27 protein-coding genes and 1 pseudogene are annotated in these 23,436 nt (G+C 41.8%); 22 read left to right on the top strand and 6 right to left on the bottom strand.

The genetic code is table 11. The features are described 5' to 3' along the window. Window positions 1-150: 150 nt before the first annotated feature. From ACXAFJ_RS07230 to ACXAFJ_RS07220, 3 genes are all read left to right on the top strand, one after another. Entirely contained in the window at window positions 151-909 is a 759-nt protein-coding gene (locus ACXAFJ_RS07230) for a helix-turn-helix domain-containing protein (RefSeq protein ID WP_475322435.1), read from the top strand. 155 nt (window positions 910-1,064) lie between these two features. Beyond that, on the top strand, window positions 1,065-1,979 hold the full coding sequence (locus ACXAFJ_RS07225; RefSeq protein ID WP_475322434.1) for a DMT family transporter: 915 nt from the start codon (window positions 1,065-1,067) through the stop codon (window positions 1,977-1,979). 189 nt (window positions 1,980-2,168) lie between these two features. After that, the gene (locus tag ACXAFJ_RS07220) at window positions 2,169-2,546 is read left to right on the top strand and encodes a PilZ domain-containing protein (protein WP_475322432.1); all 378 of its coding nucleotides are present in this window, start codon (window positions 2,169-2,171) and stop codon (window positions 2,544-2,546) included. A gap of 254 nt (window positions 2,547-2,800) precedes the next feature. Here the strand turns inward: ACXAFJ_RS07220 and rplY are convergent, their stop codons facing one another. Both rplY and radD read right to left on the bottom strand, forming a co-directional pair. Further along, window positions 2,801-3,079: a 50S ribosomal protein L25 gene (gene rplY / locus ACXAFJ_RS07215; RefSeq protein ID WP_475322431.1), complete on the bottom strand. Its 279-nt coding sequence runs from the start codon at window positions 3,077-3,079 to the stop codon at window positions 2,801-2,803. A gap of 171 nt (window positions 3,080-3,250) precedes the next feature. Then, entirely contained in the window at window positions 3,251-4,999 is a 1,749-nt protein-coding gene (gene radD, locus ACXAFJ_RS07210) for a DNA repair helicase RadD (RefSeq protein WP_475322430.1), read from the bottom strand. Between the two features lie 92 nt (window positions 5,000-5,091). Between radD and rsuA the strand changes: the two genes are divergently transcribed. The 12 genes from rsuA (at window position 5,092) to ACXAFJ_RS07150 (ending at window position 13,795) form a co-directional block, all read left to right on the top strand. Next, complete coding sequence (gene rsuA, locus ACXAFJ_RS07205; RefSeq protein WP_475322429.1) at window positions 5,092-5,793, top strand: 16S rRNA pseudouridine(516) synthase RsuA; 702 nt, start codon at window positions 5,092-5,094, stop codon at window positions 5,791-5,793. 283 nt (window positions 5,794-6,076) lie between these two features. Further along, window positions 6,077-6,577, top strand: a complete 501-nt coding sequence (locus tag ACXAFJ_RS07200; protein ID WP_475322427.1) for a DUF2569 family protein — start codon at window positions 6,077-6,079, stop codon at window positions 6,575-6,577. Window positions 6,578-6,662: 85 nt separating this feature from the next. Continuing rightward, window positions 6,663-7,013 (top strand): hypothetical protein, encoded by a 351-nt coding sequence (locus tag ACXAFJ_RS07195; protein WP_475322426.1) that lies wholly within the window; start codon window positions 6,663-6,665, stop codon window positions 7,011-7,013. A 109-nt stretch (window positions 7,014-7,122) separates the two neighbouring features. Beyond that, window positions 7,123-7,533, top strand: coding sequence for a GNAT family N-acetyltransferase (locus ACXAFJ_RS07190; RefSeq protein ID WP_475322425.1), 411 nt, complete (start codon window positions 7,123-7,125; stop codon window positions 7,531-7,533). Window positions 7,534-7,624: 91 nt separating this feature from the next. Beyond that, window positions 7,625-8,299 carry an SDR family NAD(P)-dependent oxidoreductase gene (locus tag ACXAFJ_RS07185; protein ID WP_475322423.1) on the top strand — a complete coding sequence of 225 codons (675 nt, stop codon included), beginning with the start codon at window positions 7,625-7,627 and terminating at the stop codon, window positions 8,297-8,299. A gap of 57 nt (window positions 8,300-8,356) precedes the next feature. Next, complete coding sequence (locus ACXAFJ_RS07180) at window positions 8,357-8,872, top strand: GNAT family N-acetyltransferase (protein ID WP_475322422.1); 516 nt, start codon at window positions 8,357-8,359, stop codon at window positions 8,870-8,872. A gap of 142 nt (window positions 8,873-9,014) precedes the next feature. Then, window positions 9,015-9,899 (top strand): LysR family transcriptional regulator, encoded by an 885-nt coding sequence (locus ACXAFJ_RS07175; protein ID WP_475322421.1) that lies wholly within the window; start codon window positions 9,015-9,017, stop codon window positions 9,897-9,899. 72 nt (window positions 9,900-9,971) lie between these two features. Then, complete coding sequence (locus ACXAFJ_RS07170) at window positions 9,972-11,309, top strand: MATE family efflux transporter (RefSeq protein ID WP_475322419.1); 1,338 nt, start codon at window positions 9,972-9,974, stop codon at window positions 11,307-11,309. A gap of 160 nt (window positions 11,310-11,469) precedes the next feature. Beyond that, window positions 11,470-12,024: a class IV adenylate cyclase gene (gene cyaB / locus ACXAFJ_RS07165; protein WP_475322418.1), complete on the top strand. Its 555-nt coding sequence runs from the start codon at window positions 11,470-11,472 to the stop codon at window positions 12,022-12,024. A 113-nt stretch (window positions 12,025-12,137) separates the two neighbouring features. After that, window positions 12,138-12,524, top strand: coding sequence for an MAPEG family protein (locus ACXAFJ_RS07160; RefSeq protein ID WP_475322416.1), 387 nt, complete (start codon window positions 12,138-12,140; stop codon window positions 12,522-12,524). A gap of 115 nt (window positions 12,525-12,639) precedes the next feature. After that, window positions 12,640-13,188, top strand: coding sequence for a nucleotidyltransferase family protein (locus tag ACXAFJ_RS07155; protein ID WP_475322415.1), 549 nt, complete (start codon window positions 12,640-12,642; stop codon window positions 13,186-13,188). 37 nt (window positions 13,189-13,225) lie between these two features. Next, a complete protein-coding gene (locus ACXAFJ_RS07150) occupies window positions 13,226-13,795 on the top strand; it encodes a GNAT family N-acetyltransferase (RefSeq protein WP_475322414.1) in 570 nt (189 codons plus the stop codon). 75 nt (window positions 13,796-13,870) lie between these two features. On the opposite strand, the gene ACXAFJ_RS07145 is transcribed toward ACXAFJ_RS07150, so the two are convergent. After that, complete coding sequence (locus tag ACXAFJ_RS07145; protein WP_475324079.1) at window positions 13,871-14,041, bottom strand: DUF6435 family protein; 171 nt, start codon at window positions 14,039-14,041, stop codon at window positions 13,871-13,873. 333 nt (window positions 14,042-14,374) lie between these two features. Here ACXAFJ_RS07145 and ACXAFJ_RS07140 point away from each other — a divergent pair, with 333 nt between their 5' ends. Next, window positions 14,375-15,010, top strand: a complete 636-nt coding sequence (locus ACXAFJ_RS07140; protein ID WP_475322413.1) for an alternative oxidase — start codon at window positions 14,375-14,377, stop codon at window positions 15,008-15,010. Between the two features lie 66 nt (window positions 15,011-15,076). Next, window positions 15,077-15,579, top strand: a pseudogene (locus ACXAFJ_RS07135) (YgjV family protein). Window position 15,580: 1 nt separating this feature from the next. Here ACXAFJ_RS07135 and ACXAFJ_RS07130 read toward each other — a convergent pair. Then, complete coding sequence (locus ACXAFJ_RS07130) at window positions 15,581-16,684, bottom strand: helix-turn-helix domain-containing protein (protein WP_475322411.1); 1,104 nt, start codon at window positions 16,682-16,684, stop codon at window positions 15,581-15,583. Window positions 16,685-16,810: 126 nt separating this feature from the next. On the opposite strand from ACXAFJ_RS07130, the gene ACXAFJ_RS07125 reads away from it, so the two are divergent. The 4 genes from ACXAFJ_RS07125 (at window position 16,811) to ACXAFJ_RS07110 (ending at window position 19,731) form a co-directional block, all read left to right on the top strand. After that, complete coding sequence (locus ACXAFJ_RS07125; RefSeq protein WP_475322410.1) at window positions 16,811-17,512, top strand: hypothetical protein; 702 nt, start codon at window positions 16,811-16,813, stop codon at window positions 17,510-17,512. Window positions 17,513-17,676: 164 nt separating this feature from the next. Beyond that, window positions 17,677-18,429, top strand: a complete 753-nt coding sequence (locus ACXAFJ_RS07120) for a class I SAM-dependent DNA methyltransferase (protein ID WP_475322409.1) — start codon at window positions 17,677-17,679, stop codon at window positions 18,427-18,429. A 155-nt stretch (window positions 18,430-18,584) separates the two neighbouring features. Beyond that, window positions 18,585-19,274: an alpha/beta fold hydrolase gene (locus ACXAFJ_RS07115; protein ID WP_475322407.1), complete on the top strand. Its 690-nt coding sequence runs from the start codon at window positions 18,585-18,587 to the stop codon at window positions 19,272-19,274. Continuing rightward, window positions 19,249-19,731 carry a GNAT family N-acetyltransferase gene (locus ACXAFJ_RS07110; protein WP_475322406.1) on the top strand — a complete coding sequence of 161 codons (483 nt, stop codon included), beginning with the start codon at window positions 19,249-19,251 and terminating at the stop codon, window positions 19,729-19,731. Before ACXAFJ_RS07115 ends, ACXAFJ_RS07110 begins: the two co-directional genes overlap by 26 nt. 707 nt (window positions 19,732-20,438) lie before the next feature. Here the strand turns inward: ACXAFJ_RS07110 and ACXAFJ_RS07105 are convergent. After that, a complete protein-coding gene (locus ACXAFJ_RS07105) occupies window positions 20,439-21,680 on the bottom strand; it encodes a GGDEF domain-containing protein (protein ID WP_475322404.1) in 1,242 nt (413 codons plus the stop codon). Window positions 21,681-21,889: 209 nt separating this feature from the next. Between ACXAFJ_RS07105 and ACXAFJ_RS07100 the strand changes: the two genes are divergently transcribed. Next, a complete protein-coding gene (locus ACXAFJ_RS07100) occupies window positions 21,890-22,339 on the top strand; it encodes a GNAT family N-acetyltransferase (protein WP_475322403.1) in 450 nt (149 codons plus the stop codon). An 81-nt stretch (window positions 22,340-22,420) separates the two neighbouring features. Here the strand turns inward: ACXAFJ_RS07100 and ACXAFJ_RS07095 are convergent, their stop codons facing one another. Then, window positions 22,421-23,428 (bottom strand): LacI family DNA-binding transcriptional regulator, encoded by a 1,008-nt coding sequence (locus ACXAFJ_RS07095; protein ID WP_475322402.1) that lies wholly within the window; start codon window positions 23,426-23,428, stop codon window positions 22,421-22,423. Window positions 23,429-23,436 lie beyond the last annotated feature (8 nt).

Here is a 23,436-nt window from a genome sequence, read left to right as displayed (position 1 = left end):
ATTCTTTTGAAATACTAAGCGGTTAACGAATAATAAAGATTTATGAAATTTTCGCTTTACATGAATAGCCAAAAACAGCTGTAGAACTTGAACGACTTTCTGTGTGTTAAAGCTAGATAACACTCTTGCCTAGAAAAAACTGACTCAACGATGACCAATATTTTGAATTCAAAAACAACGACGCCGACCAAGCCAGAACACTTTCGGGTAACTTTGCGTCAATACACAAAGAGTGTGAGAGGGCATAGTCATGACTATCATCAATTGGTGCTGCCCTTGTCTGGCTCTATCTCAGTCACCCTTTCTGGAAACGCGCTACACACTCATACTGGCGAATGCCTGGTGATCAAATCAAATACTTACCATGAATTTTCTGCCGATGAACATTCGGTATTTGTGGTCGTAGATTTAGATGTTTTGCCACTAAACCTTTCTACATTGGAACAAAACAAAGTCTATCTTGAGAACAGCTTTGTTCGTTTTCTACAATTCATTGCGGAAGCTTTAAGCACAGGAACAACAAATCAAATACTCGATCAGCTAACGGGTTTGTTTTGGGGATTAGTGCAACAACAAACTCGTGCTGCGAGTTCGGATAAAAAAATTGACCCTGTATTAGCTCGTTTACATCACGACCTCTCACAAACTTGGACAATTGAGAAAATGGCCGAAATTGCTTGTCTTAGTCCGACTCAGTTTAAAACTCGTTTTAAGCAGCATGTCGGTCAGTCAGCATTGAATTATCTGACAACATTGAGAATGCAAAAAGCTGAGTCTCTATTGAGGTTTACCGATACCCCTTTGAGTCTAGTAGCTGAGCTGGTGGGTTATTCGGATATGAGTGCTTTCACGCGAAGATTTAAAGCGAGCTTTGGCATTACCCCAAGACAGCTAAGAGTTAAAAATTAAACGCCACATTTCAGTCCCTATTTTTTTGCGTTCAAAAGAGTTCAAACCTATTAAATTGGTACATTTAGCAAACTAAACCGTCCGATCTGCACAAATACTCTATTCGAAAACTTAGACACTATTGCTCAATTACCTAAGAGCGATAGAGGTGTTCGATGACTCAACTAATTGATAAACAAAAACGGCCAGACCTATTAACTGAGAAGCAGCGCTATACAGGATTAGGATTATTGGCGATAGCAATGTGGGGTGGTTTAGCAGCATTAAGTCAATGGACATTGGCATGGCCACCATTTCTATTGCTATCTGTTTGCTTCGCGATTTCTTTTGGTTTGATGTTGGTGAAACGAAAGTTTCAAAACGAGGTGTTATTGACCTTACCTAATATGCCGCTATCGACTTGGGTGGCAGGATTGATAGGACTGCTCGGCTTTCATCTCTGTTATTTCATAGCGATGAAAGGCTTACCAGTATTGCAAACCAGCTTAGTTGTCTACCTTTGGCCACTAATACTGGCGTGCTTGGTAGCGAAACCCGGTACTCGAAAACGGACTTTAATTTTTGGTGTTATTGGTTTTCTTTCCGTTGCTCAGCTATTGATACTACAAACTAATGATGAATTATCCATTAGTTGGTCTTCAAGCCGTGTTATCGCACTCGGATTTGCGATGAGTTGTGCCATGATTTGGTCTCTCTATTCTTGGTACTTGGCGAGAGTAGAAACTCAAGTTGATGATATTGGTTGGCTATCTTTAGCCGTGAGTGTGATTTGTTTTGCTATTCATTTATTGTTTGAAAAGACTTATGTGCCAAGCAATCAAGGTGAGATATTTGCTGCGATCTTGTTGGGATTAGGCCCTATTGGGGGGGCTTTTTATCTTTGGGATCTTGGACTTAAAAAAGGTAACACAGGCCTTATTGCTTCCTCCAGTTTCCTCTCACCAGTCCTCTCTACATTGACTTTAGTATTGCTAGGGTTTAGCGATTTTAATCCTTTAGTTCTCTTAGCCTTAGTTGGGGTGTTGTTGGCAGCGTGGCTTGGGCAAAGGCCTGCCACAAAAGTTAAATGAGACGCATATGGAAAACATTTCTAAACTTTGGACGAGAGCACAGAAAACCATGCAACACCCTACATACAAGGGTATCCGGTTAGTCCTTATGCTAAAGTTTTAGCTAACGTTGGCGATAACAAAAGTAAGCTATGCTGTCTGATTGCTCGTATGCAGTCAGGGCTTAACGAATAATAACGGAGCATTCAAATGCAAGCCTCTCAAGAATCCGGAATCCAAAAACGTCAGTACTATCGACTACGCTATCCGAGAAAAGCACGGCCTTACTTCAAAATGCAGGAAGAACAATTTCACGTCAGTGAAGTTTCTGAAAAAGGGATTCGAGTGGTGCTCAACCAGTTCTCGAATTTCTATCGTGGCCTGACTATAACGGGCGTGCTTAATCTGCACGATGGCCGAACCGTCATGGTTCAAGGCTCAATCTTGCGCTTTGATAGTGATGAAATGATCATCTATCTCGATAGGCAAGGCCTGTCGTTTAAGAATATGGTAGAAGAGCAGCGCTTTATCCGAGCTAAGTATCCGGTTTACTTTGCGCGTTTGCGTCAGCAAGAATCACTGCATTAACAGGTCGCTTTACCAAATACAGACTCGATTTATCTCACGCTCACCATATGGTGGGCGTTTTTGGTTTTAGGGCGTGAAAACTACTATGATCAAAAGTGCGGAAGGCTAGAAATATTGGCAACCAGAAATGACAAACCCCAGAGATGGTAAGGCTCTGGGGTTTTAAATTTTTTAGATATTCGGGTGGTAAAGCCGAGAATCTATTTTATGCAAAAGGGTTGGATTAAATCCGAATAATTCCTTGGTAAGGGGAATTAGATGCGGATGAAGTCCATGTGCTCAACTTTAGGCTTGTAAGCGTGACGTTGTACGTCTTGTGGCTTAACCTTAACTTCAGCACCGTCGATAACTAGAACTAGACCTTCGTAGAACTCAGGCTTGTCCATTTGGTTAACAACGTCATCGTGATTTAGAGCGATTGATACTGGCTCACCTTCACCACCGTAAACGATAGCAGGGAATTGACCTGCATGACGTAGGCGGCGGCTCGCACCTTTACCTAGTTCAGTACGTACTACTGCTTCAAATTTCATAGTATTACTCTCAAAATAAATATTAAACGTCACTTTGATAATGCGACCTTATCTAAAGTGGAAAAGCTCTGTGTAACACAAGTTACTAACAGAGCGCGCGGATACTAGCATTGTGAGCCACGCTGAGCAAGGAAATTCAGTGATTTCAAACCAAATACAACTTAGAAAACTCTAGCCGTTCAATTCGTCATCAAAAATCTTGTCGCGCAACTTCCAGAAACGGCCTGACTTACGGGCGACCACAAATTTTGGTGGCCTAAATCTGTGTTCATTATTAACCACTTTACTCGGTGACAACCCATCATAAGGTCGATGCCTGTCTGCTAAGTGTGGCCGAACAAACTGAAGCTCAAATCGTTCTTTTTGCTTGGGTGTACGCAGTGGCCAAAACTCGTGGACTTGAGCGCCATCTTCACTGAAATAGCTGACCTGAAGTTGCGCTTGTCCTTTGTCGTTTTCGTGGCGTTTGAACTGCATGTCGTGGCATTCAAACACTAAGGCATCTTTTAGATTTAGCGCTTCTTTTAGCTTTTTGTCTGGGTCAACTAAGGTGGCATCGCATTCGTGACAAATTCTCGCGGCGATATCATTATCTGCGCCGCACTCACTGCAATACTTCGCTCGGAAACGATACCCGCAATGAACGCGCTCACCAGCATTATCGCCTTCGTCTTCTACAAAATAGCCCTGGCATTTTCTACCGTAGTGTTCGATGAGGTAGCCATTGTTATCGAGCTTGCCCCAAAAATTGTTGTTGAAGCCACAAGCAGGGCAGGGAACGGTAATAATTTCGCTGGTGGGCTCGGGTTTGGGGTCGCCAACTTCTGGCTGGTAAAGGTCATATTGGTTACCGGCGTAATCCAGTACCAAACATTCCGTTTTGCCGTCAGACAAGCGCAGACCACGGCCAACAATTTGCTGATAAAGACTGACGGATTCCGTAGGGCGCAATATGGCAATCAAATCGACGTGTGGTGCGTCGAACCCCGTGGTTAATACCGATACATTGACCAAATACTTAATCTTTCGATTTTTGAAATCCTGAATGATTTGGTCGCGCTCGGTCAGAGGTGTATCACCAATTACCAAGGCGTGTTCGCCCACTGGTAATAAAGAGGCGATTTCTTCTGCGTGGCGCACTGTGGCAGCAAAAACCATAATGCCTGTAGAAGCTTGGGCATGGTGAATGATTTGCTCGACAATTTGTGGCGTTGCTCGTTTGTGCGAGTTAATGACCATGTTCAAGTCAGATTCTTTATATCGCCCCATATGTGTTGGGGATATCTGCGAAAAATCATAACTGAGCAGTGGTGCATCAACGATTCTTGCGGGCGTTAAAAAGTCTTCATCAAGCAAATAGCGAATCGGCAGTTCAAAAATACAATCCCGGAAAAATCTTGGTTCTTCGCTGCGCACTTGTCCACGTGTGTGATACTGATAAATCCATCCTAAACCGAGGCGATAGGGCGTTGCCGTTAGGCCCAAAATCTTAATATTCGGATTAAGCGTTTTGACGTGTTCAATGACTTTTTGATAGCTGCTGTTTATGTCTTCAGGTACTCGGTGACATTCATCTATCACTAACAGCGAAAATGCTTCTTTAAACTCATCGAGGTTGCGCACCACAGATTGCACTGAAGCAAATACGACTTGTGAGTCGGTCTCCTTACGCCCTAAACCCGCCGAAAAGATCGCGCCCTCAAGCCCATAACCTTCATATTTGGCGTGGTTTTGCTCTACCAGCTCTTTAACGTGTGCCAGTACTAATACTTTGCCCTTAGCTAAGCGCGCTAATTCAGCAATAACCAAGCTTTTACCGGCACCAGTTGGCAACACAATCACAGCGGGCGTGGAGTGTTTTCGAAAATAATGAACCACCGCTTTCACGGAATCAGCTTGGTAAGGGCGAAGAGTGTACATTGAGGCGGAAAACTAACCTGTAAGACAAACAAAGATTGAACACGCTATCTTGGCCTAGATATACTTGTGTCGCAAACAGTTTTGAGGTGTAAATGCGTTTAGATAAATACTTATGTGATGCGTTAGGAGCAACACGAAAAGAAGCAACCAAAATCATTAAAAGTGGTGAAGTCACGGTAGATGATGTGATGCAAAAATCAGGCTCTTTCAAAGTGAAAGAAGGCTCAGTGGTGGAATGGCAGGGAAGGGAGATAAACCAAGTCGGCCCTCGTTATATCATGCTGTTTAAACCCGATGGCTTTGTTTGTTCGCACGAAGACGGCTTCAACCACACTGCATTTACCTTGCTCGATGAAGTTCGCATGCAAGATCTGCATTTTGCCGGCAGACTTGATGTTGATACCACTGGCTTAGTTTTGATTACCGATGATGGCCAGTGGTCTCACCGCATTACCTCACCAAAACATAAATGTGAAAAAACCTACCGAGTTTGGCTTGCAGATCCAATTGAAGCGCACTATCAACAAGCCTTTGAAGCCGGCATTGAGCTAAGAAACGAGAAAGAGCTAACCAGACCAGCGCAGTTTGAAATTGTAGACGCTGACGAAAAAGAAGTGCTTCTCACTATTCACGAAGGTAAATACCACCAAGTAAAACGTATGTTTGCTGCTCTAGGCAATAAAGTTGAACACTTACATCGTGAAAGTATCGGTACGATAGAGCTTGATGAGGACCTAGAGCCCGGTGAATACCGTTATCTCACTCAAGAAGAAATTGATTCGATTTGGAAGTGAAGAACCAGCATTAAGGTTAATGGTACGTTGAGACAATGAATTGTCTTTATTCTTTTGGGGCTGCTCTTTTCAATTTAGAGTGTTTCTTTTGTATTTACAGTCTCAACATATCGTGAGGTTATTTCTTGGCCTATCCAGTTTACTTGTTAGCTTATAAAATATAGGCTGAATAAGCTTAATGTCTTGTAATAATTCGATAGTTCCTGTTGGTACTCGCAAAAGATGTTATCTCGTCCGAAACGATAAATTAATGTGATTCGAACGACTTTCGTTTATTCATTTAGTGTGTTTACAGAACCATTCAACAATTTGGTACCAGGGAGGCAGGTTGAAAAAAGATAACTCAGAGTCGCTAGCGCTCTTTATTGCGATAAACTGGTTGGTAGTTTGCATTTCACTTTTTTACTTTTCTAACGAGCTTCTCGACTTGTTTAGTAATTACAATGACTACGGGCGATCAGATGTTTTTATCTCAACGTCTGCAATTGTTGGCCAGTTAGCCTCTATAAGCGTTTCGCTAGTGATTGTGAGAAAACTCAAAAAATACCATCACGAGACTCCTCAGTTGGTTAGGGCTTGGCTTGGCTGTGACTTAACTATCCAAATGTCTATAGTCGCTTTTGGATATCTATATTTTCACTATGTATTCAAATCAGGTTTCGAGCTTCCTAGACCAGTTTCATACTCTTGGTTGTACTATGCGATCTGGGTCCAATACTTTACGCAATCTAAGAAGGTCGCGAGAATCTATGGTCAGAACTCATTGAGAAGCCCACTCCCTTAACTTTTCACGTTAGGGTATGGACAAATTTAATAGGGATACTCACTCAAGGTGAGTTAAATAACCACTAACCTGGAATGACACGAAATTGGATACTATCATCATTGCTTTTTGGGGGGTGGCCGCTCTGCTTCCGCTACTTGTAGTGATTGCCAGCGTCAAGTCTTCACGGCTTGACGCGATACTTGAGGTAGAGGAAGACAATATAAAAATTCGTAAACACGCTTTTGAGCGGCTGTTTCGATTAAAGGGCGAGACGATAAATTCGTCTGATGTGGTACGAATCCAGTTTGCGAGTAACCCAATTTTTGGCACCTGTGTGTCGCTATTTAATAGCGCTAATGGAGCACTCGATGTTTGGGTGCCTAGTGAGTTAGTTATGCCGATAAAAAGCAAGCTAGCAAGCGCGTGTGTAAATGCCGTAATTGTTGAAGTTTGATCTAACTGAACCGACAGAGGCAGTTACATAATCTCATCACATCTTTTGGTGCCTCAAATCGTTGAAGCGTCTTTCCCGCTTTCCTTTAGTAGTAAGTCTGAGTGAAAACATGAAGGTAGTCCTAGATCCAAACCCAAGCGAAGAAGACATCCAACAAGTCGTTGATGGGCTGATGCTCTTTGGGTTAAGCGAAGTAAATAACGAAAAGCCGAAAAAATGTTCGGTGGTGCTAAAAACAGACGATGAGGTAATCGGCGGCGCGATTTGCAAAGCCCATGTAAGGCAGTTTTATCTGGATTCGCTATGGGTTTCAGAAAAGCATAGAAGCAGTGGCTACGGTTCAATCTTGCATGAAAAAGTTGTCGAGATGGCGAAAGAGCAAAGAGCCTCATGCATCTGGGTTCAATCATTGAACGCGAAAGCTGTACTTTTCTACAAACGTCTTGGTTACCAAGAAATAGGGGTAATCCCAAACTATGTTGAAGGGTTTAATCTACATCATTTGCAGCTTAGGTTTTAGTAGAGGCCACATACAGGGTGAAAGACTTAGTAGTCGCAATGCTTACACTCTATTTTAGTTTCTTTCCCACAAATAACCACAAATTAAAAGTATGAATGTAATTCTCGTAACCGGAACGTCAAAGGGACTTGGCTATGAACTAGCTAGACAATATCTTTCATCTGGACATTTTGTGATCGGAGTCTCGCGTACCTCTAATGATATACAACACGATAGTTTTCGACATTTGTCAGCGGATATTAGGTCGAATAATTTTTCTAAGAAACTTCAAGATTATTTGGTCACGTTGAAGGTAAGTCAGATAGACGTACTCATTAATAATGCTGGTATGGGTAGCTTTGGAACAAACATATCCTCGGTCGATCCTGAAGAAGTTTTGAACCAAGTGAACTTGCATTGTGTATCGGCTTTAAGAGTCATTTCGGGGTGTCAGCAGTTTTTTAATAACACTAAAATAGTCAATATCACTTCAAGGTTGGGTTCAATTACGCAAACCCTGCGAGGCGATTTTGATAAACGCGACTTTTCATATAGCTACCGAATCGCCAAAGCTTCTCAAAATATGCTTTCTTTGTGTCTATCAAGTGATTCAGAGCTGTCAGAAAATATGGTTCTGTCTATTAACCCGGGATTGTTGCAAACCGATTCAGGCTCCAGTGATGCCAAGTATACTGCTGAAGAGGGCGCTGTGGCGGTTGTTGAAACTATAAAGGCGGCTACTGAAAACGGTATTTATCATGCATTTGGGCAAGAAGCGTTGTTTTGATTGAGTTAACTTGAAATTGTCAGCATCAAGTAGTCGATAGCATTCTCAGGAGACGTAATGGAGTTAGTTAAAGCTTCTAAAGATGAGCATTGGAGTATTGCATCCAATTTTTTGGTTCAAACCGTTGAGCGGTGTAATAAGAAAGGACTGCCTCTGTGGACTCACGAACAAGTTTCAGTAAAGGAATTAAAGAGCAGTTACGCTCTTGATAGTTTATTTCTATTAAAACATGCAGATAAGATCGTCGGCTGCGTTTTTATCAGTTTCGATAGTGATGACTTCTGGAAAGACATGGATACAAAGGGAAGCCTGTTTTTCCACAAATTTGCAATTGGTGATGCTTTTAATTCCCAAGGTTTGGGGTATCAAGCATTAAAGGCGATACGTTCGTTGGCAGAAGAGCATGGTTGCTCATGGGTTCGCTGTGACTGTCATGGTGCTAGAAAGCGCTTAAGAGCGTTCTATGAGAATTGTGGATTTGACTTTGTGGACAGAAAAGAAACATTGGGTTTCGATGTCGCCCGTTATCAAATGCCAATAAACGAGAGTCAACTACTCCATAGCCAGCATTAAGTTCCCAGCCTTTAATATTCCCGATGCCGTTTTATCCAGAATGTAGCTATTCTAAAAACACAATTTGATATAGCAAACAATGCCTCTATAGTTGTTTGTTATACTCTCGCTATCTCGTGTTTTCCCAATCGTATGCATAGATATGACTAAACGACATAAGACGTTTGAGCGCTATTTCTTGTTTGCTGAAGTCGCCAAGCATTTAAGCTTCGCTAAAGCGGCAGAGAAGCTTGATATTTCTCGTGGTTACTTGTCTAGCCAAATAACGGCATTAGAAAAAGATTTAGGTGTTGCGTTACTGGTTAGGTCAACGCGGTCCGTCAATTTGACGACCAATGGCAGTAAGCTTCTAGATAAAATGTTGCAAGTTGATTCCGAGCTTTTGACTGTTGAAAAAGATCTCAGTGAAGACGTAACTCAATTTGAAGGCACGATACGTATCACAGCGCCATCTATGTTTGGTGAGTCCTTTCTGCCAAAGGTGTGTCATGAGTTTAATCTAAAACATCCGGGGATTTTGTTCGAGATTGATCTTGGGTCAGAAGCGATTGCTCTTGACCAAAGCCAGTTTGATTTAGCGATTCGCTCAACAAACGAGCTTCCCGACAATATGATTGCTAAAGAGCTGACTCGTTACCGACATTTGTGTTGTGCGTCACCTAAGTTTATTGACCAGTTTGGGGTACCTGACGTGCCTAGTGAATTGTCGAACTTCGCGTGTCTTATGACATCTTGGGAAAAAAACTGGCGTTTCTTCGATGGTAACAATCTAATCGAAGCTTACCCCGAAGGCGCGATCCGGTCGGATAATCGAGTATTGTTATCCAAATTTGCTTTGCAAGGAGCAGGGATAGTTAAAGCTCCAGAGTACTTATTGTATGAATACATATCCGATGGGCGATTAGTACCAATCCTGCAAAACTATACTCAGGCGTTGAAGCCAGTATTTCTCATTTATCCTGAAAGAAATCGACGCAGCGTAAAAATCAATGCCTTTATTAAGCATTTAATCGACCGTTTTAACTAACTCAATTATCTGAACTGATTACAGGACATGTCCTGGGGCTCAGTCTGTCCAAAATTTACCAAATATAGAATTATGAACGTGTATAAAAAAATACTGATCTTGGCGGCACCAATAGCAATGCACAGTGTGTTGTTTTCAAGTTTAGGCTTTGTTGACGCCTACATGCTTGCTCAATTAGGTGGTCACAATGTGGCTGCAGGTAGTGTGGGAGCCAGAGTGCTTTGGCTATGTTTCAACATTATTATCGGTCTGTCGGGAGCGGTGGCAATCCTTGTTGCACAAGGTACAGGGGCTAAAAATGATAAATCTGTCGCGCACAGTGTTCATCTAGGAATCGCATTTTCGCTTGCTTTTAGCTTTGTCATGGTGCCTGTGTTGTATTTCGGCGCATCTATGTTTGCTGGATTAATAGCGGCAGATGAACATACGGTAGAACTCGCGGCATCCTATATTCAAATTGCTGCGTTTAGTTTTATTCCCGGCTCTTTTGCACTTATCTGGGGAGCCGGTCTTAGAGCGATTGGAAGGCCTCAACTAATTCTTCAACTATTTGTTGGCGAATTAGTGCTGAATATAATCCTAAATTATGCGCTAATTTTTGGGCAATTTGGACTCCCAGAGCTTGGAATCAAAGGTGCGGCTTTAGGAACCTTAATCGCGAGAAGTACAGCAACCGCGGTTTTGGCTTGGATTATCGTCAGTAGACTACCTATTTTGAGCCTAAGCTGGGCTGTCGCCAGAGAAGTGCTTGTGTCGAGTAAAGCAAGGCAGTACATCACTTTGGCTCTGCCTCTTATTGGTGGTGAACTAGTATGGAGCCTCGGGCTTTCTGTCTACCATTCTATCTATGGTCATATTGATAATACGGCGCTGGCAGCCATGGCGGTATTGGCTCCGTTAGAGATAGTTGCAGCTTCTTTTAGTTGGGGATGCGCTGCGGCAGTAGGTGTGCTAATTGGTCAAGCTATTGGTGAACATAACGACCATTTATTGGGCTCCTATATTAAGGCTGCGCTTGTAAGCTCTATGGTTGCGGCAATTACGTTGATCTCAATTCTATGGTTTATCCAACCTTTGCTTTGGAAAGGGCTGCACGGCTTAGAAAAAGAAGTGTTGGACGCAGTTAAACAGATATTTCCGTTTATTCTAGCCAGTATCGCACTGCGCTCTATAACAATGACAGCGATGTCTGGAATTCTAAAAAATGGCGGTGATACCAAGTTTACGTTCTGGTTAGATTTAATTGCGCAATGGCTGTTGGCTGTACCGATTTCTATCTTGGTTGCATTTTGGTTGAACTGGCCAGTACAAGCCGTTGTTGCCGTCGTACTTTTAGAAGAAGTCGCGAAGTTACTTCCGGCGTTTTATAGAATTCGCACAGGTCGCTGGATAAGCAGATTGGTCACTTAACCTAAAAGACACAAGTTCTTAAAAACATGACAACAGTCGGACATGCGGGATGGCATGGGCAGATTGGCTCAGTAACGAAAAAAGCCCCCTAATCTTTGTTTCCAATCATGACTGACTTTTCTTATTGCTATAAATTACCGATTTCCTTTTGGAACAACCAATGAGCAACGAACATTTTAAAGGTAAGTATGAGGTAGAACTTAAGTATCGCCTTGATTCAAAGAAACATTTTTTGAGTGTTTTAAATGAAATACCGTACGAAGTGATGATTGAAAACAATCTAGAGACCGATTGGTACTTTGATACTGCTGATAAGTCGCTAAGCCAGCAAAATAAGAGTGTTTGTATTCGAACTATGGAGCCATCCGGTATCCAACTTTGGATTGTAAAAGGTCCAGAAACAGATCGATGTGAAGCGACGGATATAACCGATGCCAAGAGCGCAAGGAGCATGCTTGCAACTATGGGCTATCAGGTTACTTTGAAAGCAACCAAAACTCGCAGTATTTACTTTGTGGGCAAATTTCATATTACGGTTGATTCGTTGGAAGGTATTGGTGATTTTGCTGAGTTCGCCATTATGACTGATGACGAATCGATGTTGGCGACTTACAAATCGGAGCTCGAAACTCTCGCTATTAAATTTGGTTTGTCAGACAAAGAGTTGCAAACCAAGTCCTATAAACAAATGTTTGAAGAAAGCGCTGTAAAGTAATTGAACACGAGTGAACTTGTCGTATTTCTTCGTTAGATTTCGCTGACTAGAATAATTTGGGTTACTCGTTACTATTATCAACGGTGACCTCATTTTTTAGATCAAGGATTGATATGATTGTCGGGATATATGCTGCTTTACTTGCGTTTTTGTTTGTTTGGCTTAGTGCCAGAACCATTGTTTTAAGACGCCGCTTAAAAATTGGAATTGGCCACGGCGAGAGTAACGTCATGCTTCGCGCCATGAGGGTGCATTCAAATTTTTGCGAATATGTTCCCATTGCGTTAGTGCTCGCCTTAATGGTCGAAGTTTCAAACGGTAGCACTTGGCTTATACATTTTGTATGTCTAACATTACTTGTTGGGCGTTGCGCTCATGCTTGGGGAGTTTCTCAAGAAAAAGAGAACTTTAAATTTAGAGTCAAAGGGATGGCTCTCACGTTTACCAGTATTTTAATCAGCGCAATAAGCTTGCTGCTCTTATCATTCTCAAATATCTAACAAAGCTGATTTTCTCGGATTTACAGCCTAGGCCTTTACGCGCAGATGGCGAGTTGTTGAAGCATCGACGGCTTATACAAGGTGGCTGAACCCAATATAAGTAACTTTTGAGAGCATGGAAAGAATCGTCGAACTAATCAAACAAGATGATTTGAGATTGAAAGCACTGAAATGTGTATCTCAACTAAATCTTCCACAATGTTATATTGCTGCTGGCTTTGTCCGAAATATGGTTTGGGATTGGCTACACGATTACAAGTCACCTACACCTCTGCACGATGCTGATGTGATTTATTTCGATCCCAGTGAATCTAATGACAACGCTTGTGCAGATTATGAAGTCTACTTAAGAGACAGGGTGCCTGAACTTAATTGGCAAGTTCGCAATCAAGCTAAAATGCACTTCGCTAATGGAGATAAGCCCTATCAAAGCACGATCGACGCAATGAGCTATTGGCCTGAAAAAGAAACCGCGGTCGCAATACGGCAAATAGAGCAAAACGAATATGAAATAGTTTCGGCGTTTGGTGTTGAGTCATTATTTAATTTCAGTATTACCCACAACCCCAAACGGTCACGCGAAATATTTGAGAGACGGGTTAGCACTAAAGAGTGGCTAGTTAAGTGGCCTCTGCTAAAGACTATACCAAGCAGACGGGACTAACCCGGATACACTACTTTTAGTTTTATTGAGGAACGCTATGCAGTTAGAGATTGACGGGTATTACCTGCGCCCAATAAATGTAGATGATGTGGATGCTTTCTACAGATGGTCGTTAGACCGCCAGGTCACGATTTATAGTCTCTCATCTTACGCTTACCCCCAGTCAAAAGCGGATATTGAAAAATGGCTAACGTCCATAAATTCGAACTCAAAGAATGTGTCTTTTGGAATCTGTGAGCAAGAAAGTCATCGATTGATAGGATACGCAGGTTTAGTTGGTATCAGTACGATTAATCGCTGCGGTGAGTTTTTTATCTTAATTGGTGAGAAGGAGTATTGGGGCAGGGGAATTGGTTCATCAATTACTCAAATAGTAACCGATTATGCATTCAAAACACTCGGATTACACCGAGTAGAGCTGACCGCCAGTGCCGCAAATAAAGGTGCGATCGCCGCATACTCCAAAGCAGGATTTCAGCATGAAGGAATAATGCGTCAGGCGAGCTATCGTAACGGAGAGTTTGTAGACAAGGTGTTCATGTCGGTGTTGTCTACCGAGTGGAAGGGATTGGATAACTACAATTTAGTCGTTACTCCAGCACGCTAACTGCAACATAAGACTATCTGCATAAAACAGTCTGGCTCCCCAGTCATGTCTAACTGGGGCGCCATTATCTTTATCTCATTTTTCACTAAGCGCTTTTATTTCTGCGTGCAGCTCTTCTGCCTCCGCAGTTAATAGCGAATATGTTTTGATATCGCCGCGTCTTTGCGCTTGCATCGCTTGTTCGAGAAGCATTGAATGACGCTTCGTTAACTTCTTTGCTGGATTTCGTTTAAACATTGAAAACATTGCTTTGACCCTCGGTTGTGTTGCTTCTTGGTACGGGGAATGGGGCATAAAGTTCAAACCGCAGCATTGAGTCTTCATACGCCCATCACTTTAAGTAGTCAGCAAACCTGTATTAAAAAGAATCTGTTAACAGGTATGTCAGTTCTTCGCAGTAAACGATTTTAAGAACTAAAATTTGACCTGTTATCTTTATTTAAATGAATTTGTTAAGTCGACTTTTAACTTTCATATAACATTATTAAAATAAATTTTAATAATTCAAAAATAGTTGAATTTGTCAAAAAGTAGGAGTAGGTTGAAACCAGATCAACAAATCCGATGGGGACGATAATTATGAGTGAGTTCAATTTGACACACCGTAAAGCCAGCAAGTTATCTGAACGTATTGCCTACCGAATTACCCAGCTTTTAAAATTCACCTTGAACATTTTTTATGGGAAAAAATACGCTAAACGCGCGGTTATTCTTGAAACGATAGCGGCGGTTCCTGGAATGGTCGCGGGAATGTTCAATCATCTTAAAGCACTCCGAAAAATGAAAGATGATGAAGGCTGGATTAGAGAACTTCTTGACGAAGCCGAAAACGAACGGATGCATTTAATGATTTTTCTCGATATCGCAAAACCAAGTTGGGTTGAACGTCTGCTGGTTTTGTTGGGGCAAGGTGCCTTCATTGTCGTTTACGGCTTAATCTACCTATTGTCTTCTAGAACGGCACACCGTGTGGTGGGTTACTTCGAGGAAGAAGCGTGCAAGAGCTACACTGAGTATTTAAGCAAAATTGATAGTGGCGAAGTTGAAAATACGCCTGCTCCTCAAATCGCTATCGATTATTACCAGTTGCCAAGTTACGCCATGCTAAGAGATGTAATTCTTCGAGTTCGTGAAGATGAAGCCGGTCATAGAGACCGTAACCATGGCTTCGCCGATGCTTATGCCAGCCAGCAGTTGCCTTCACATCAACAATAGTTTCTAATAAATTTTCGGAGCCCATACTTTGGGCTCCGTTTTTCGTTTTGAAGTTAAGGATCAAGAATGGACGCATTTTTACTTTCACAAGTTCTGGTGGGGATTGCGATCGTGTTTGATCTACTTTCCTTTCAATTCAAATCTAGAAAACACATGTTACTTGCTTATTTTTTGCGGGTACACTGATTTCAATCCACTTTGCTCTGCTAGAACAATGGACGGCGGCTACGTTGATGGCTATCGCCACAGTGCGATATCTACTCAGTATATTTTCAACAAATCCGAAGCTCATGTATCTATTCAGTGGGTTGTCGATTGTCGCGACTGCGGTTACTTTTTCTGGTCTTATAAGCGTATTAAGTTGCCTTGCTTCTATATTTCAAACAGTCGCGGCCTTTCAAGACAACGACAAGCGTTTGAGAGAATTGATGATTGTGGGTACCAGTTTGTGGCTTCTGCACAACTATCTTGTTGGCTCGCCAACTGCGGTGGTGATGGAAGTTCTGTTTATTGCCAGCAACTTGGTTGGATATTATCGATACTATTTTCACAATCCAAGTTCGGCTTGATTTAGCGGGTACTTTTCCTATAAGCGCTGGGTGTGAGACCAGTGTGACGTTTGAAAGCATTGTAAAATGCTGAGCGAGAGTTAAAGCCAACGCGAAGTGCAATTTCAAGGACATTATCGTTGCTTTCCGTTAGTTGTTGCTTTGCATCCTGTATACGGCATTCATTTACGTAGTTGTAAAACGTGGTGTCGAGGTGCTGAGTAAAGGCTTGCGACAGATAGTGTGCCGAGATATTTAGATGTTGGGCGAGTTCTGCCGCGGTTAAATTGGCGTTAAGGTACATTTTATTGGACTGAATGGACTCAGCAATTTTGGTTGCGATTCTAGTTAGTCGTTCGGTATCCAGGCCAGAATTTGAATATAGCTCCTTTGGATTCTCAGCTTTAACATCAATAGAAATCGGCTTGTGTCGGGTTGAGTTTAGGCTAAAGAACCAAACCAACAATAGTACAAGAAGGTTCACACCTGTCAGGTTAAAAATATGGTTTATTCCTTCACCCGGTGAAGTGAGTGTAATTAGGCTATATATCCAAGTGAAAATAATCAGTGCAATAAACCACGTGAACCAATTAATGGTTTTCCCTTTGAAGTTCGAAAAACTATAGCTTAGTCTCTGGTGGTATTTTTGACTGATTAATACCATATTTATGATATAAATTATGCTGAGTGCCACCCATAGTATTAATAGTGAGCCAAAAAAGATCGAATTGATATTAATCCATATTGATTCGCTCCCATATCCCCAAAACATCGATTTGAAATCAGAATATGGCATTAGTGATAAAGAAATCGTCAGAAAGGACGCGATGACACTAGGAAAGATATGAATAATAATTCTTTTTTTAGTCCAATTTTCTTCCTTCCCCACTAGTATTTGATAGTAGAAAAACATCAACAGTAGCAGTAGAAAAAAAGCCAATGGAATAAAGGCAATAAATATCTTTTCAGTGAGTGGGTTGATAGACATCCAAAAACTACCAAGACTCAGCCAAGTCAAAAGGATCAATATGGCTGAAATGGTGAAGGACAGCTTTTTGCGTTCACCAAACAACAGCTGATGCGACAAGCACAAAAGACACATGCCCAATGTTGCACCTTCAGCCATGTCTACCTCCAAAAAAATGTGTCCTTCTCGCTTGGACAGGACGAAAAATCTAGGTTAGCTCGTTAAAACTACAGTCATCTCAGAGCTTGAGTGCTCGCTTGTACACGATGATAGAGAACGAAACGAATGAACCAAAATGTTAACATGAAAACTCTAAACAAACTTGCCGCTATTTCACTTATGTTGATGGCAATTAGCTATGTGCTATTGATGGTTATTTACGGTGCGGTGTTAGTTGCACCTGCGGAACTTAAAGGTGCAGATAGAATCGGATTTATTGTTGAGAACTCAAGTCTAATTAAGTTTACTTATATCGTTGGCTACGTTTTCTTTGCGTGTTTTTTACTTGTATCAAATTTGGCTGTAAAGGAACTCATATACACAACATCGCAAATATTAGCCACAGTAGCGTATATATTTGGGCTGTTTTGGGTTGTATTGTTAGTGTCAACTGGGTTGATCGCAATAACCAGTACAAACCTGATTTCCAATTCCCCACTAGAATTATCAACGTCTCTAAACTACTACCAGACATCAAAACTCATGACGGATAGTTTGGGAGGTGGTATAGAATTTATTGGCGGCGTCTGGGTGATTATTATTGGAATGTTTGGTATTTATTCGAAAAGAATTAGCCGGTCGTTTTCAATATTTAGTGTGGTTAAAGGCATAATTGGTATTGCTACGCTATTTTCGACAGAGATGATGTTGCGAGTTGCATTTGGTATAAGCGGGGTGGTTTGGTTTATTTGGTTTGCGCTTGTACTTATAAAATACCCTCACACCAACTTAGATAAAATTCTATCAACAAAGGTTCATTGTCCCTAATAGGTTGTACGGTTTTAGATTAATATTTACTACTAAACGCTAAACAAAAGCCAATCGATTGATTGGCTTTTTGCATTCTAATGTTCGCTGTTTGCTACTGATTTTGTTGAAAAATTGTCACTCGCGCGTTTTACTATGAAAAACTTCAGTATAAGAGGTATGAAGTGAAGCAAAATCTAAGTGAGTTTTGGTCTGGAGAAGAGTATGACGCTCAATATGGCCACCTATATGAGAGTGAAATTGCATTTCTGACAAATCTGGCTCAGCAAACGCCCGGCAACGGATTTTTAGATTTGTGTTGTGGTACTGGAATCGTAACGATTCCATTATCAAAAAGATTCAAGCGCACGATTGGTTTAGATATCGCCGAGCCCATGTTGGCGCATGCTAGGCGTAAATCAATGGGCAAGGGTAACGTTGATTTTTTAAACCTTGATGCGACCCAATTCGACTTGAGCCAATCTTTCGATTTGGTTGCGATGACTGGTAACGCGTTTCAGGCGTTTTTGTTAGATAGTGACCTTGAATCTTTACTGAGCAACATTCGCAAACACCTAAGTGAGAACGGTCTTTTCGCTTTTGATACTCGTCTAAACGGCTTAACTCATTTTGAAACCTCAGAAGATTTTCAATATTGGCAAAGTTACCAAAGCTCAGATCAAACAACTGTTAAGGTTTATGGAAAATGCAGCCAACATGAATCCATTGATAACACAGTGATTTACCATACTAAGCGGGTGTTCGAGGACGAACGGTCCTACCAGAGTAGTATCGAGCTAAAGTATCGTTCACTCGAAGAAATAGAGCGATACTTAACCGCTGCGGGCTTGGAAATAATGGCACTTTATGCTGACTGGGATGAATCGCCATTTTCGCAACTGTCTAAGCGTTTAATTTGTGTCGCCAAAGCGAGTTAAGTTTTCATAATCAATACGATGTCAAACAGCGAACCCAGACCCCGTAATGTGATCTTGAATCAGTAACCTCATGATTGTATTGATCTAAGTTAGGCAACGGTTCAGCGGTTATGGTTACTCTAATCGCTCTTGGCTTCTTGCGCAGGTTTACCTCTATGAACGATAACAACTCTGAACATCTTGAATTAGCTGATCAAGTTGGTTCCACCTTAACGGTGTGCATTCACGGTCTTTCAAGCTCGAAACAAGAATGGCTTGAATTAGATGGCTATACCAAAGGTGGCAATTTCACTCGGGAACTCGCTAGGTATGGTTACGCATTCTGCGCTTTCGACTTGTATGGGCATGGCGAGTTTATTGCGGATGAACCGGAATTTGATCCGCATAATATCAGTGATGAGTTATGGCCTAAGTTTGTTGAGCGGTCAGTGGAACATATCGTCTCCCGAGTGAATCAGATCGTTGAACTGAATAGCTTTGAATCAATTCGGTTAGTGACGTTTTCAGCAGGTTCCATTATTGGGGTGAAAGTAGCATCTAAGCTGACATTTCCTGTAGAAAGCTTTGTTCTTGCATCACCCACTCCAGAGCGTGAATACGACGATGAGTATTCGCTTCATAATAACTTCTCGCACTTAAAGTACAGCGACGTGTACTTCTTTTGTGGTGAACAGGATGAAGATTCCAGTCGAGCGGATTTGCTGTGGTGCTTTGAACAATTAGATTGCCGCCAGTCAAAACAGTATTGGTATTCTTGCGGGCACTCATTACCGGCTATGTGGGTAGAGGACGCAATCAAAGAATTAGGGATAGATAAAGATGGAAATTTCAGCTCTCCCAAATGAGCCTGACCAAGACTCGAAAGCGGACGATATAGCTCGCATCACTCAATGGTATTTTGATGAATGGATTAGCAAAGTAGCGGATGTCACCTTAGACAAGGTTCAATCTAAAATCGAAAGCAATGCGGCTGATTGCGAGTTGCCATTTAATTTGGTTGCGCATATAGATGGTGAATTAGTAGCAACCTTGGAACTAAAATTGACAGAAAACAAAAGCTATCCAAGCTATGAACACTGGATAGGCGGTGTATTTGTATCAAATCAATATCGCGGGCAAGGCATCGCCAAATCACTGATCAGCCGAGCTCAGCAAATCGCAATAGCTAGATCGTTTCCTAAGCTCTACTTGCAGTGTGAAAAACACAATGTTGGATTTTATGTCTCTCAAGGCTTTGAACCGCTCCATCAAGCAACCTCTAATCAATTTGAAACCACAATTATGGTTTGGGAGTGTAAGTAACTTGGTTGCTGCTTTCGTGATTGTGTCTATTGAGTTTGACAGGTAGTCTAGTTTTCACGGCTTAGCTTTGAGTTTGAACTCGGGTTTGGCTTTGTCGTGATTTATTAGATCTAGAAAGGAGCCGAGCGATTGAATTCGATAATTGAACTAATAGGGTACTTACCTGCCATTATTTTTCCCGCTGCCACATTGCTTCAACTGGTGCATCTTTTAAAAACAAAGTCCTCCGCCGGGGTGTCAGCGTTGTCTTGGTCGGCGTTTATGGTCGGTAACTTGTCGTTATATATTTACACCGAAAAGTACTTTCAAATGCAGTCAATTTTGAGCTTTTTGCTAACCGCTTTTTTACAGCTCGTCATAGTAGGCTTGATTTTTAAGTATCGCACCCATGAATCGCGACCTAGCGCTGCGGGAGTTTAGCACTGCCCGTCATTTTCTTTGATTAACACATTATCACAGTAACATTTGATAACAGTCTACAATGACCAGAACAGCTCTTATCACTCACTCCATCTCGTATCTTGATGTTAGTTGGGTATATACTTCGAGGCTTTCGCTTTAGGGAAGTTTTAGATGTTAATTGCAAAGCGCATTTTAAAGTTGATTGTCATTACTGCTGTGTTTTTTACTATTTTTGATTTGATTGCCCATGGCCAAGTTGTCTGGTTTTGGCGCTGGTTTGGATAAAGGCAGATCCATTAGTAGCGCTACCGCTTTTTGGCGACCCTGTCTTTTATAAATGCGACGTTACCAGTTTTTCCAGTATGATCGGATTCAACTTCATTCGCTGGAGACATGGTTTCCAGGTCGAAACGCATTACTCTGTCTCTGCCAGTCGCTTTGGCAACATAAAGTGCTTGGTCGGCATTTTCAATAATGTCTCGCCAATTGGTTTCGCTCTCTAATGTCGCCACACCAATACTAATAGTGCATATATCGCTACGACTGGGCAGTATTTGACTTCGGCTAACCCGTTTTCTAAGTTTTTCCGCCACTATCATCGCTTGGTCTTCATCTGTTGCCGGTAGGGTGACCAAAAACTCTTCTCCTCCATATCGAAAACACGAATCTTCTTTCCGAGTTTCGTAATTTAGGATTCGAGCGATGGTCTTTAACACACTGTCACCAGTTTGATGACCGTAGGTGTCATTGATTTTCTTGAAGTTATCGATATCTAGCAACAGAAAAGACAAGTGCTCGCCATGCCTTTTTGCACGAGCGAGTTCTTTAGGTACAAATTCTTCCAACGCTCTGCGGTTGTACAAACGAGTCAGTGAGTCTTCGATAGACGCATGATAGACAGTATCCACCATTCTGGATGACACCATCCAAGTTACTGAAAAACCGATAAAGACAATGAGTAGCATTAAAGCGACGAAGGCAATTTGATGTACTGTTCCAGCTTGCATGAAATCGGGTATTCCCGGAGCGTTTGCCGTCCAAGCAATTCGGAACAACATGAAGAAACCGAACACTGTCAGCCCGGTTGTAAGCATCATTTTTGCAAATGGGTTGTCCTTTTTTTGTCCATAGATGTTAACCAATATGCTGAGCATCATACAAAGCCCCATGTGCGCGCTGATAATAATGATCCTCGCCTCGGTGGAAATATGAAAGAAGGTGAAATACACCAACGAGATGATGCATGTAGCCAGTGAGATATAGGCGATTTGATTGTAATGTGCAGCATAACCTCGAAATGTACCGAAACCGTGTACTAAGAAAACAGCGCCTGCGGCAATTAGGCTATTGGCAAGAACTTTTGATATCCAGTGCGTGACATCATTACCCAAAGAAATCAGCATAAACCCAGTGCCAATTGAAGCCAGAGCGAGTGACAATACAACCAGACCCTTATACTGCCTGTGCAAATGATTGAGCAGTAGCAAGCTTAATGAATAGGTAAAAGCCAGAAATACCGAAATAACGGAGAGGGTGACGATATCCATAATTGTGCTCTGATAGTTTTATCAACTAACAGGAACTATAGTTAGCCTCGAGTTACTTTGTGAATGAATCAGGTTGTATAACCACAACGAGTTTGGCACTACAAAAATAGATGAAACGCCTTTAAAATAGAGGCTTAGCTAGGTTCCTATCTTTACATGGAAAGTTAGGTTATGTTACCGCGTCTTAAGAACCACGGTTTTAACCAAACATGATTGACAAATTGCAACATTGCCAAAGCTCAGTAGCGGCAGACATCTATCAAGTATTCCAGAATAGTTACAAAATTGAAGCAGACCTTATTGAAGCTGAAGTTTTTCCACCTTTACTGCGTCGTGCTTCCGATATTCAAAGTTCAAGTGGTCTTTTTTATGGCTTTTTTGAACAAAATGAATTGGCAGCAGTAGTGGAGCTATCACAACAGTCCAACACCATAGAAATAGATAGCTTCACCGTTGAACCCGCGCACTTTCGCAAAGGCATTGGACGCAAGCTTTTGGAGCACGTGTTAAATGAGTTGGGTGCGGAATTTGTGACAGTAGAGACAGCAACTGCCAATCTGCCCGCTATCGCGCTTTATGAGAAATCAGGGTTCATAGAAACAAAGCGTTGGATGCCGTCTTACGGTATAGAGAAAGTCGCGTTTGAGTGGAAAAAGTAACCATTTCTTTTTGTCTAAACAAGAAGTATGAACGTAGCATTTTCTAGATTAAATTCTCGAAATGCTACGTTGCATTGCACACTAAACATCGGAAACAGATTGCCCTTCAAGCAGAGTGGGGGAGATTGAGATATTGCAATGGTCTATCCCTTTACTGAATTTTGATTGGATCCCCGATACTGCTTGAACGGCGATTTCATCGAGTGGCAACGTAACGGTTGTCAGTTTTGGGTAGCAGAGTTGCGAATGGAAGATTCCATCATAACCAATAACGGAAAGGTCTCCCGGTACATCGATTCCAAGTTCATGAGCTCTATTGATGGCACCAAGGGCCATCATGTCATTGAAACAGAATAACGCAGATGGAAGCGTTTCCAACTGACTAATACGTGTCATTCCTTCTTTGCCACCTTCAAAGGAAAAATCACTCTCAATACACACTGAAGAAGTCGCGTTACCATTTTCTGTTAACGCTTTACACAGACCTTGGTAGCGGCCAAATGTTGCATTGGTGTCAGCTTGTCCGGTAAGGCAGGCAATATTCATGTGACCTTTACTTAACAAATATTTACCCACTAAGTAACCGCCATCAAAGTCCTTGATATCTAAAGAAGTTCCACCGCAGTGGCTATTACAGAGTTTGCTATCAAAGTTCACGTAGACAATGGGTAAGCCAGATAATGTTTGAAGTCTGTCGATGCCAATGTCAGATGTTTTAGAAAGAATTATCAAAGCGTCAATCTGGGGGCGCATTGTCTCAAACTGCGACTCGATGGTGTCATTATCCCCATCGAGGAAACTCGACAACATAGTTAGCTTTTGCTGATTAATATGTTTTTGTACCGCGAGAAAAAGCTCAATAAAAAATGGATTGTCGTTACTCAAGGCAATAACACCAATGGTTTGTAGCTTTTTCTTACCCCGTTTTAATTGTGCAGCGCCAGTGTTGTATTGATAATTGAGTTCTTCAATCGCATTTTGAATGCGGACTTTGGTACTGTCTTTTAACTGCTTCTTATTGTTTAGGTAATAGGAGACGGTACTTACTGCCACCTCAGCTTTTGCCGCTACATCTTTTAGTGTTGCCATATCAAATT

The sequence above is a fragment of the Vibrio sp. ABH4_348 genome (assembly GCF_056159765.1).
The sequence above is the reverse complement of the archived record's forward strand: the minus strand, read 5'-3'. Positions and strand labels throughout refer to the sequence as shown.